This window comes from Spirochaetales bacterium (assembly GCA_016930085.1).
Lineage (GTDB): Bacteria > Spirochaetota > Spirochaetia > SZUA-6 > JAFGRV01 > JAFGHO01.
Window position 1 is genome coordinate 127113 of sequence record JAFGHO010000107.1, and the last position, 12235, is coordinate 139347.

At 51.3% G+C, this 12235-nt stretch carries 7 protein-coding genes; 6 read left to right on the plus strand and 1 reads right to left on the minus strand.

Going from position 1 to position 12235, the window contains the following annotated elements; genetic code table 11:
* Window positions 1–80: 80 nt before the first annotated feature.
* The 5 genes from JW881_18755 to JW881_18775 all read left to right on the plus strand — a co-directional run bounded on the left by JW881_18755 (window position 81) and on the right by JW881_18775 (window position 9158).
* Window positions 81–2870, plus strand: coding sequence for a hypothetical protein (locus tag JW881_18755; protein MBN1699567.1), 2790 nt, complete (start codon window positions 81–83; stop codon window positions 2868–2870).
* An 11-nt stretch (window positions 2871–2881) separates the two neighbouring features.
* Entirely contained in the window at window positions 2882–4030 is a 1149-nt protein-coding gene (locus JW881_18760) for an exonuclease SbcCD subunit D (GenBank protein ID MBN1699568.1), read from the plus strand.
* A 3-nt stretch (window positions 4031–4033) separates the two neighbouring features.
* On the plus strand, window positions 4034–7099 hold the full coding sequence (locus tag JW881_18765) for an SMC family ATPase (protein ID MBN1699569.1): 3066 nt from the start codon (window positions 4034–4036) through the stop codon (window positions 7097–7099).
* A 3-nt stretch (window positions 7100–7102) separates the two neighbouring features.
* Window positions 7103–8398: a radical SAM protein gene (locus JW881_18770; protein MBN1699570.1), complete on the plus strand. Its 1296-nt coding sequence runs from the start codon at window positions 7103–7105 to the stop codon at window positions 8396–8398.
* A gap of 313 nt (window positions 8399–8711) precedes the next feature.
* The gene (locus JW881_18775) at window positions 8712–9158 is read left to right on the plus strand and encodes a response regulator (protein ID MBN1699571.1); all 447 of its coding nucleotides are present in this window, start codon (window positions 8712–8714) and stop codon (window positions 9156–9158) included.
* 11 nt (window positions 9159–9169) lie between these two features.
* Here the strand turns inward: JW881_18775 and JW881_18780 are convergent, their stop codons facing one another.
* On the minus strand, window positions 9170–9649 hold the full coding sequence (locus JW881_18780; protein MBN1699572.1) for a hypothetical protein: 480 nt from the start codon (window positions 9647–9649) through the stop codon (window positions 9170–9172).
* Window positions 9650–9998: 349 nt separating this feature from the next.
* Between JW881_18780 and JW881_18785 the strand changes: the two genes are divergently transcribed.
* On the plus strand, window positions 9999–12235 hold a 2237-nt coding region (locus JW881_18785; GenBank protein ID MBN1699573.1), incomplete at its 3' end, for a hypothetical protein.

Here is a 12235-nt window from a genome sequence, read left to right on the forward strand (position 1 = left end):
CGTCGGTTCCTTGCCGTTTTTTGTGAAGGAAGACGATTCTCCCGTGTGTATAATGTATCAGACCAGAAAGGAGCAAATCCATGAGAATGAAACATACCGCGATTGTCATTATACTCGCCATTTTCTCTGTGTCGACCGCTTTTTCTTTCGGACACAAGGAAAAACCCCAGCTTACCATACGGACGACGGGTCCGGTTTATCTTTCACCGAATGACGACGGGGTTCAGGATACGGGGCGGCTTTATTTTACCGTCACGATTCATGTAAAAAGCAAGGAGGGGTACGTGCCCCAGTACGGCATTATTCTGAAAGACTCCGGCGGGAATACCGTGGCGCAGGTACTCGAAAAGGATCCCGCGGATATCGGATGGTGGGATTCTCTATGGAAACCGTATGAGACATTCAGCGTGGATAAAGATATCGCCTGGGATGGAAAAGACAAAGACGGGAAGGTTCTTCCCGACGGCGCATACGACGCGGTGTTGTGGGTAAAGGACAGCGCCGGAAACCGCCAGGAGACGCAGATCGATCAGTTTATCGTTGACACGAAAAAACCGGAGGCGACGATCGCAATCGATCACCGTTATTTTTCACCAAACGACGACGGCCACCAGGATACCCTCGATATCGAACAAAGCGGATCGGTGGAACAAAACTGGGACGGGGTGATCATCGACGGCGAAAACAAGGTGGTCAAGGTCTTTTCTTCCTGGCAGGATGAATCTCCCGGGGAAGTGTCATGGGACGGAACGAAGTATGACGGCACCCTGGCGCCGGACGGCGGTTATACGTACGTGCTTTCCGCTTTCGACCGCGCCGGCAACTACAGCGAATACAGGGAAACGAATCTCTATCTCAGCACCCGCGAAACACCGCTTACCCTCACCCTTTCTTCCGGGTATTTTTCGCCGAACGGCGACGGGGAGATGGACGAGGTGACGATGACGGGTATATTTGAAAGTGTCGAAGGGCTGACAGGGTGGTCGATCGGCATCAAGGATCAGGACGGGAACGTTCTCCGCCGTTTTGACGGCACCTCCGATACCCTTCCCGACAACATCGTTTATGACGGTACGGATGAGGCCGGCAGGCTCCTTCCGGAAGGCGTTTATCAGGCGGAGTTTCAGGCGACCTACATACACGGCAATAATCCGGTCGTCACTGAACCGCTCACCGTGGACTTTACCCCTCCCCAGGTGGATATCGTGGTCGAAAATCCCTATTTTTCACCGAATGACGACGGGAACAGAGACGATGTTATCGTGGTCCTTGATTCCGACGAGGCCATTACGTGGACCGGAAATATCATCGACGATTCGGGAAGCGTGATACGAAACATATCGGCGACCGTTCCGGAAACGTTCATCACATGGGACGGAAAGGACTCTAACGGGGTATCGCAGCCGGAAGGGACATATAGCCTTTCTCTGGTATGCAGCGATCAGGCCGGAAACGATACCGAAGTGACGGGCGGTGAGATGATCATCGACCTCACGCCGCCCGAGACATATATCTCCCTCACATCGGAAATCTTTTCACCGAACGGCGACGGACAGAAAGATACGGTGACCATCGAGGTTTCGTCGGATGAACCGGTCGAGGGTGTGTGTGTCGTAAAGACGGCCTCCGGAGAAGAGATACGTTCAATATTTGTCAATCTCGAAATGGTGTCTGTCGAGTGGGACGGCCGCGACGATGAAGGCAGGATCGTCGAAGACGGCACCTATACCATCACCGGAAACTTGTCCGACGCTGCGGGCAATCTGTCGTCCACCGAAGCATTGAGTGTTCAAAGTGATTCACGCTCGATGCACGTATTCCTGACCGTACCGCGCGGTTTTTCACCGAACAACGACGGTATTGACGATGTGCTTACGATAGGCCTTACCGCCGAACACCGGGATGAAATTACCGGCTGGAACATCGAAATCACCAATTCCACCGGGACGTCAAAGAAGACCATTCCCGGAGGTGAAAAACTTCCGGAAACCGTGCAGTGGGACGGTAAAAACGACAATAAAGAGATAAAGGAAGACAACTACCGGGTCGTGCTTAGCGTCGATTATGTCAACGGGACAAAAAGCCGTGATATTTCGAATTATCTCCGGCTCGATATTTCTCCGCCCGAGGTGGATCTCAAGGTGTCGAGCAAATCCGATACGGATGAAGATACCGTTGATGACGAAATATTCATCACCCTCGAGATCAAGGATGACAGTGAAATTGACCGGTGGGTGCTTGATATCGTGAACAACCAGGGCGAGATTTTGAGAAGCTACAGCGGCGAGGGGGATCCTTCGGACGATATTTCGTGGAACGCGACAAAGGGCGATAAACCGGTGCCGGCCGAGGACCAGTATACGATGGTCGTTGAAGTGACGGATGTACTGGGAAACAAGAACCTCCACAAAAAGACACTCCCGCTCGAAATCCTTGTCGTCAGAATCGGCGACAAACTCTATGTACTGGTACCGAATATCATATTCGGCGCGTATAAATACAAACTCGATTCCGCCGGAAAAAAGATGTACGACAGAAACATGAAGTCCCTGAAAAAGGCTGTTGAAATATACAAGAAATACCCGAATTATCTTGTCGGCCTCGAAGCCCATGCCCTGAATATCTACCTCAACAAGCCGGGTAAAAAGGAACAGGAAGAACGCATCCTCCTTCCATTGACCAGGCGAAGGGCGGAAGAGGTAAAAAAGGCGATGATCAAACTCGGTGTCGATGAAAAGAGGATCAGGACATTCGCCTACGGAGGAATTTACCCCATCGTGAGTGTCAGGGACAGGAAAATATACTGGAAGAACAGGCGGGTGGAGTTTATCCTGCTCGAACCGGATGCCGAATCTTCGGGCGGGGAATAAGCCCGGGCGGAATGCGAATCATTCATACGGCGGACTGGCATCTCGGGAAGCTGTTCTACGGCATTTCCCTCACCGATGACCAGTCCGCCATACTGGACGAGCTTGTTCTGCTGCTTAAAGACGAAAAACCGGATGTTCTCGTTGTCTCGGGCGATATCTATGACAGGGCGGTTCCCCCGTCGGAGGCGGTAAGCCTGCTCGATGATATTCTTTACCGTATTGTCGGTGAACTCGATACGACGGTGATCATGATCGCGGGAAATCATGATAATCCGAAACGGGTCGGATTCGGCTCAAAGCTGTTTGTAAAAAACAATCTTCATATTACGGGAACCATGGCCGACACCGTTCGGCCGGTCACTATATCGGACGAATACGGACCGGTACGCTTTTATCCGGTTTCGTATATGGAACCGCACGAAGCGAGGGAAATACTCGCAGATGACGGGATACACACGCATGAGGAGGCGATGCGTGCGTGGATATCCCGGATTGCGGCAATGCATCCGGGCCGGGACCGTTCGGTCGTCATTGCTCACGCATTTCTGGCCGGAGGAGAGGAGAGCGATTCGGAACGGCCCCTTTCCGTCGGCGGCGCGGGGAGTGTCGACGTATCGCTTTTTTCGCGGTTTTCATATGCCGCCATGGGGCACCTCCACAAACCGCAGAAAGCCGGTACCGGGCACATCCGGTATTCGGGATCGCTTCTCAAATACAGTTTTTCCGAAGCGGATCATAAAAAATCGGTAAGTATGATCGAGATCGGCCGTGACGGGGAGTGCCGGATATCGGAAATTTCGCTTCCGGTTCTCCACGACGTCCGCAGACTCACGGGTCTTTTCGATGATCTTCTTTCCACCCCTGTGTCGGAGAAAGGGAAGCATGACTATATAATGGCGACGCTTCTTGACAGGGGGGTTATCCTCGATCCGATGAAGCGGCTCAAAACCGTCTATCCGAACCTTCTCCATATCGAACGCCCCGTTTTCGGGCCGGAGCCGGTTGACGGGAGAAAGAAGATCGACCACCGGAAAATCGACGACCGTGACCTTTTTGCCTCCTTTTATTCACAGGTGACGGGTTTCTCTCTTGAAGACAATGAAGCCGAAGCTTTTGAAGCGGCCATGGAAAAGATCGGAAACCAGGAAAGGAACCATTAGGGTATGCGCCCCGTTATACTTACCCTCCAGGCGTTCGGGCCGTTCGCGGACAAAGAGACGATAGACTTTCGTCTGCTCGGCGATTCTTCCTTTTTTCTCATATCGGGTCCGACGGGCGGGGGAAAGACGACCATTCTCGACGGAATCACCTTTGCCCTGTACGGGGAATCTTCCGGTTATGACCGCGAAGTTCGTTCGATGAGAAGCGATTATGCGGATTCGGACGTTTCCACTGAAGTCACTTTTGACTTCACACTCGGAGAAAGGCGGTATCGTGTGTTCCGCAGCCCGGAGCAGGAGCGGCCCAAAAAACGCGGCGAGGGGGTATCGGTGAAGAAGGCGGAGGCGGCGATATGGGACAGGTCGAAATGTCTCGACGACAGCGATGAAGGGCACGTGATGGCGAGCGGGTATACCGACGTGACCCGGAAGGCGGAAGAGATCCTCGGTTTTAGGAGCGACCAGTTCAGACAGGTGATCGTTCTTCCTCAGGGCAGGTTCAGGGATTTCCTGTGCGCCGGATCCTCGAGAAGGGAAGAGATACTCGAAACCCTGTTTCGGACGGAACGGTTCCGCCTTATACAGGAATATCTCAAGGAAACGGCAAAGGATCTCGAGCGGGAATATCGGACAATTGACGGGCAAAAGGAAACGCAATTGCTGCGCGCCGGGGCCGGATCGATAGAAGAACTCGAAAAGCGGATTGAGGAACTCGATCGGGACTTGACCGCCGCGGCCGATTCCCTCGACAGACAGCGCGTCGTCGAAGAGGAAGCCCGGAAGGAAGTGGATGGGGCACGGCAAACCATGCTGAAACTCTCCGAGGCTGATGAAGCTGCGATGGTACTCGGAAAACTCGATGCACTGAAGGCGGAGATGCGGGAAAAGGAAGCGACCCTTGCCGGTGCCGGAAAGGCCTCCAATTTGACCGGAAGGGAAAATGAACTGAGGAAATGCAGTGACGATTACAGGCAGATGGAAGAGCGGGTGAGTGAGTTCCGGGCTGCCCTCGAAAGGGCGGAGGAAGAAGAAAAAACGGCGTTGCGGGATATGGAAACGGAGGAAGGCAGAAAAGACGAACAAAAGGAACGGGAAGAAGAAATACGACGGCTTACCGAAACGGAAGCAAAGCTTTCGGAAATAAACGAGAAAAAAGAAATACTGAAAACGATCGGGGAGGAACTGGGGATACTCGCAGAAAAGGAGAAAGCAGCAGCGGAAGCGGTCGCGGAATTGAAAACGAAGATAGAGGATAAGAAGGCCGAGCAGGTGGACGTCGAAAAGGCAAAGGCGGGACTCACCGCGCTCGTACGGCGGCGTGAGGAAATAATTCAGGCGATAAAAAACCGGAGGGAACTTGATTCGCTCAATAAAGCCCGCTCCGAACATATGGAGATACTCGGAAAGGCCGCATCAGAATCCGAAGCCGCGGCGGGGAGGTACCGCGTGCTGCGAAACGAGATAGAACAGCTCGTTCTTCTCCGTGAAAAGGGACAGGCGGGAATCCTCGCGGGAAAACTCATTGATGGGAAACCGTGTCCGGTATGCGGATCCACGGTACATCCGTCTCCCGCGGCCGTCAATGATTGTATCCCGGAAGAGGAAGAAATCAGGGAAAAACGAAAACAACTCATAGCCTGCGAGAGGGAAAAAGAAAAATACGGCGGCGAGGAAAAGAGACTGTCGCAGATGATCGCGGAGTTCGAAGGCAAAATCGCGGTACTCCTCGATTTTCCCGGTGACGTGAAAGAGAAGTCACAGGATGAATTGCAGGAGGAGCTTGCCGGGTTCGAGGCGGAGTATGAAAAAGCCCTGGCTATATCGGAAAGCGGCGAGGCAATCTCGAATGAGCAAAAAAGGCTGGCCGAAGAAGCGAAGAGGAAGGAAGAAGAAGCCGTTCTGATTACCGGTGAGATCGCGGAAAAAAGGGAAAAACGGGCCGTTCTGAAAAATATCATCGATTCGAATGAACGTCAAATCCTTGAGGAGTACCGAACGTACGAAGCGGTCGAAGCGGCAAAGACGGATGCAGAACGGGCGTGTGAACGACTCAAGGCGGCGTACGAGGCGGCGAAGTCGAGGCTGCAGAAGGCGTCGGCGGACCGGGCCGCGTCGTCGGCCCGTTTGACGGAGGCGGAGGAAAATTTCAAACAGGTGGCGGCGAGAAAGACGCGGCTCGAGAAGGAGTTTGCCGACGGACTCGAGGCCTTTGGATTCAAAACCCCTGATGAGTATCTGAGTTCACGACGGAGCCGGGAAGAAATGGAGCGGCTCGAAAAGGAAATAAAGGAGTTCGGCGGCAATCTGGCTGCGGCGGAGGAACGGCACGCGCGGGCTTTGAAAGAAGCCGCCGGATTGAAAAGGCCGGATATGGACGGTCTCGAAAACAAAGCGCGGCGTTCGAGGGCTGCGCTCGAGAAAATCATCGAGGAGAAAAGCGATTACCAGAAGAGAAGGGGAGATACCGGGCAATTATTGCGTGAGCTCAGGGATTATGAAGATAGGCTCGAAACCCTCCGCTCGCGGTACAGGATAAGCGCCGCAATTTCGGACGCGGCGAACGGGAAAAACAGAATGAGACTGACCTTTCAGCGTTTTGTGCTGGCCACCCTGCTCGATGATGTCCTCATCGCCTCCTCGAAGCGTTTTTCCCTTGTCAGCAAGGGACGGTTTATCATGCGAAGGTCGGATGAGCCGGCGGACAGGCGTACCGCCTCCGGACTCGAACTCGAGGTCGACGATGCCTATACGGGAAAAAGCAGGAGTGTGTCGACGCTTTCGGGGGGAGAAAGTTTTCTCGCCGCCCTCTCACTTGCCCTCGGGCTTGCCGATGTCGTTCAATCCCATGCCGGGGGTGTGCAGCTCGATACGGTCTTTATCGATGAAGGATTCGGGAGTCTCGATGCGGAATCCCTCGATTACGCCCTCACCTCGCTTTTCAATCTACAGCACGGCGGCAGGCTTGTCGCCGTTATCTCGCATGTTTCCGAATTACGGCAGAGAATCGATACAAGGCTTGAAGTGATCGCGGGAAAGACGGGGAGTACCACCCGTTTCGTCAAGGGGTAAGCCGTGGAACTTCCCTTTCTCCTTGCAAGCGACATCAATGGAAATATCTTCGAACTTCCTCCGTACCGGATGACGGGAATGAGTCTCGATACTCCGGTGCTGCCCGATGCGGAGGCGCTTATCGAACTTCCCTACGGAAGCAACCTGTACATGCTTCCCGGAAGGATTCCCGTGGGGTATGATCCCGAAAAGAAATCCTTTGTCGAAATACAAGAGTACCGCGGAAATCCCGTTTTTCCGGTTGCCGCTTTTATGGCGCCGGCATACATGCAGGTATTGCGAACTGCATACCGCACACCGGAATCCGCTCCGCCGCTTCCACTCTTTGCCTACACCGCATGCGGATGGAAGGAAGAACATTTTTATTCATGCGGTATACGGATCGATCGCGATATCCGCCAGGACCTCGCGTTGTTCGATCTCGACGATATACGGAAAAGGGCAATGAAGCTGCGCAGGCGGTATTCACACAACAGACTCATCCTGCATCTCATCGACAATTGTGTTCTGCGATACGGGTGTCCCGCCGCCCGTAATTTCGTTCTTTCACGGTGGGAGTGTCCCGCACCGACAAGTCCTTACTGCAATGCGCGGTGCATCGGCTGTATCTCGAAGCAACCGTGTGAAAGCGGAATGTGCGCTTCACAGGACAGAATCGGGTTCGTGCCGGATGTCACCGACATTGTAGAGCTCGCGATGCATCATCTGAATGCCGCCCCCCTGCCTGTGATAAGTTTCGGACAGGGGTGTGAAGGAGAACCGCTTCTGACAGGGGATGTTATCGAAGGATCGATTCGCGAAATCAGAAAAAAAACCGGCTGCGGCATTATCAATATCAATACGAACGGCAGCAGGCCCGATGTGGTCGAACGCCTTCTGAATGCGGGGCTCGACAGTATCCGCGTAAGTCTCAGTTCGGCACAGGATGAGTTTTACCGCCGTTACCACAGGCCCCAGGGTTATTCGTTCGGGGATGTCATTGAGTCCTTGCGGCTCGTGAGAAAGTTCGGAAAATGGGTCTCTGTCAATTATTTCATTTTTCCCGGCTTTACCGATCATGTCTCGGAGATAACGGCACTTGAAAAGCTCGTCAACGACGTCCCGATCAATATGATTCAAACCCGCAACCTCAATATAGATCCGGATATCTATATGGGGGAGACAGGGTGCCGCGAACTCGGTCATGAATCAATCGGGCTTTTACCATGGATCACTCATATAAAGACAACCTTTCCCTGGATAAAATTCGGTTATTTTAATCCGCCGCGGGAAGAGATGAAGACGATTCACTTCAGGTAGGAGATGTTTTTTTATCCGGTTCCTCTGAAAGCGCCCTATAAGACGATTGTATTACAAAAGGGATAGGAAAAATATATATTTATATGTTGAGGATATATTTATCTTGACATCCGTAAAAACCAATGATAGTATATAGGGGTTATTGCAACGGTATATTATCTTGAAGAAACCGTCTCCTTTTTGGTGACGGACTTTTATGTTAATAATGGTTTACGAAAACAGCCGTGCGTTTTACATCGGTATAAAAAAACAATAGAATGAGATTTTCCCGAACAGTGGAACGATTCGATCAAAAAAAAGAGGAACAGAAAAAATGAATGGCACTAAACTCGATACAATACTGCTCGTTGAGGATAACGACGATCATATCGAACATACGCTGGACGCGATCTCGGAAGCCGGACTTGCCCGTAGAATAGAAGTGGTGAAAGACGGGGAAGCCGCCCTGAACTATATGTTCCGTACGGGAAGGTACGAAAATCCCGAATTTTCTCCGCGGCCTTCGCTTATTCTTCTCGACATCAATTTGCCGAAAGTCAATGGTTTCGAAATACTCAGGAGAGTGAAAACACATCCGCGGTTTTATACGATACCGGTGATTCTTTTGACATCCATGATAAGCTCGTCGTATATCGAACGGGGTACGTCATTGGGAACGAACGATATCATTCTCAAACCGGTCAGCGTGGATATCTTTGTCCGAAAGCTGAAAGGGCTTGCCGTTTACTGGGCGCGAATAAGCAGTCTTGCCGGGATCTGAGGTGAATCCGTCTACCGCTGTGTAAAAAACTTCTGATCGACCGCCACGGCAACAAGGATGACGATATCCTGCGGGATCGATTCATCGACTGTGATTGAAAACTTGTCCCTGAAAGCGAATTCTTTTGAAATGGAAAAAATTTCCTGTCCGGATTCGTCGGAACAGGTGAAATTCCATGCGGTCAGACTGCCTTTCGCGTGATAGACCTTCTCTCCGATGGTCAGGCTGAATTTCTTGAAAAGGGCGATGAAGGGAAACTGAATCGTGGCTTCGACATTTCCGTCCGTCGTCTCAATGGAAAATCCCGTTCGAAACAGATTCCCTTTCAGTAATTTTACGACCCCGCCGTCTTCTCCCTCTTTCATCTCGAGTTTGGGTGCCATGGTAAAAATTTTTCCCCGGATGGTATTAATTATCGTATCATCGTGTGCTTTTACCAGATAGGTCGCACCAATACTCATGATTTTCTGCGTCACAGTAAAGGTTTTCATTGATCCTCCCGAAATAACAGATTTGCTGTAAGTATAACGAGGAGTAATCGGATATTCAAGCAAAAAATTCTATAAGCATACTGTAACGGTATTCATCGGCGCCGCTAAAAATCACGTATTCCTCACCCGGACAGGCTGTCTCCAGTATTTTTTACCGTATTTCCATATGATCAAGTGTGCCGCATCGGGTGACAGGGGACATGATAAAAAACACACGTCACTGTCTGGGTAAATCTACCTAGAAACGGGAAATGAAATTGCCGGAAATGAGGTGCCTGTTTACAATAAATGACCGGGGTTGTGTGATGGATGAAAGTAAAAATCATTTTTTAAAAAGGAGGAAACATTCATGAGAACAAGGACTTGCTTCAACCGTCGTTTTAGACGGTACACCCGGACGGTGGTTCTTTTATGTATCGCGGTTATGGTACTGTCTGCCGGGTGCGACATCGACGAGCCGGCCAAAAAGAAACCCACAATTATTTCAGAGAATACCGTTATCCTCGATGATGAAAGTCTCGATCTCATTACGGTGGATCCGGAAAATCCCTTGAACCTTGCCTTTACCGATCTCCCGGCACATAGTGTGATACAAGAACTCAAGACGGGAAATATTATCGTTGCCGGGCCCCACAGAAAAGTGCCCACCGGTTTCTTGAGAAAAGTCGAAAGCGTTACAAAAAGCGGCAATGAGGTAATCGTGAGAACGTCGAACGCGAAACTCGGCGATGCTATCGAACAGTGCCGACTCCGTGAAACGGTGCCGGTGGCGGTGACCGATTCGCCGCGTACCGGCTATACGACCGGCAGGGGCGTTACCTATGTCGAAATCAAGGGGGGGAACATCGACATGGTGAAACAGATCGAGGTTAACGGAGTGGAGCTCACAGCGTCATTTTCACTCGAACCGAAAGCGGTGATCGAACTCGATATCGACAGGCATGGATTAAATACCTTCATGTTCAAACTCGTTTTCGAGGTGAAAGCGAACGGTGATTTTTCGACCGCTTCGGAAAAAGACCTCGAGGATTTGCTCGAAGACCTCGATTTGATCGACGATCTGGACTGGCTCGATTTCGATGATGAAATCCATATTCCCACATCCATTTCTCCCATTATCTTTTTTATAAACATCGTCCCCGTTGTCATTACCCCGGAACTCGCGCTGGAATACGGCTGGGAGGTCAAGCTGTACGGGTCCTGTGATATGTCCATCACGAAAAGTTATACCTTTGAGGCGGGATTCAGATACGAGAACAGAAAGGTGAAACCCGTCAAGAAATTTTCCCAGGAACCGGTCCAATTCGAAATAAACACCTCTTCGGGCGTCATGTTCAGGCCGTTTGTCGGACCGAAACTCTCGTTTCTGTTCTACGACTGCGGCGGCCCCTATATCGCCTTTGACGTCTTTGGCGAGATCGACGGAAATGTCAGTGCCGAAGGGTTTTCGGGCCCTATATCGACGGAAGCCGCCGCCTGCCTCAATCTTTCGGTGAGTGGGGGAATGGAATGTGTTGTCGGTATCGATCTGAACGATAAATTCGAGAAATTAATCGGTGAGGAAGCGGAAGAGGTGCTCGAAGGGATATGTTTCACCATTTTCCGTTTTACCCATCTTTTTAAAGAAATTCGGATTCCCCTGTTCAGTTCCAGGCCGGACCTCGTTCCCGGAAAGATCTCCCCCGATATCCTTATACCCGTCGACGGTGACGTCGTCACATTTTCCTCCGTTATCGATAATGCCAGGAGTACGGCGTCGGAGGGCTTTGATATATACTGGCAATACGACGAAGAGGAACCCGTCATTCAAAAAATACCGGGAATTCCGGGATATGCATCGATTCCCGTTGAGTATTCGAAGAAGGTCTCCACCGGCAGCCACACCCTGCTTCTTACAGTCGATCCGGACAATGCGGTCGATGAAGCTTCCGAGTACAACAACACCTCGACACCGTATACGCTGAACGTCGAAGAAACATATCCGCCGATGGCCGATTTTTCGGTGAAATTTCAGCCGGTTGACGAAGAGGAGTTTGTCAATGGCAACACGGTTCCGGTAAAAGCCCGTATTACCAATGAAGGGTCGCTTCCGTCGGAACCCTGCTCGATAAGGTGGACATGGGATCGGACTGTCTTAAAAATCGATCAGATTAAATCAATCTCCCCGTTACATTATATCGAGGTTTCACATGATTACACGATGTATTACGGGCCTCATACACTGTTCATTGAAGTCGATTTCGAAGACAAGGTCAAAGAACCACCCGTGGATAACAACATCGATATTATGCCGATCTATGTTCAACCACCGCGCGGTGTTCCGGATCTGAGGTGTTCCGGTATATCATACGATCCCTCAAAGCTCTGGGACGGGAATCACGTCCGTTTCAAGACAACGATCGGTAACGAGGGAACCGGGCAGGCGGGCGGCTTCGTTATCAGGTGGACGATGGACGGATCACCGGTAAAGGTAGAACCGGTCTCATCCCTTGCGGCGGGTGCAGAGATCCCGATATACTGTGAACCGGAAGTATATCAGGGGAATTATCCTGTGTGTATCGGTATTGTAATGAACGGGTCGGATGA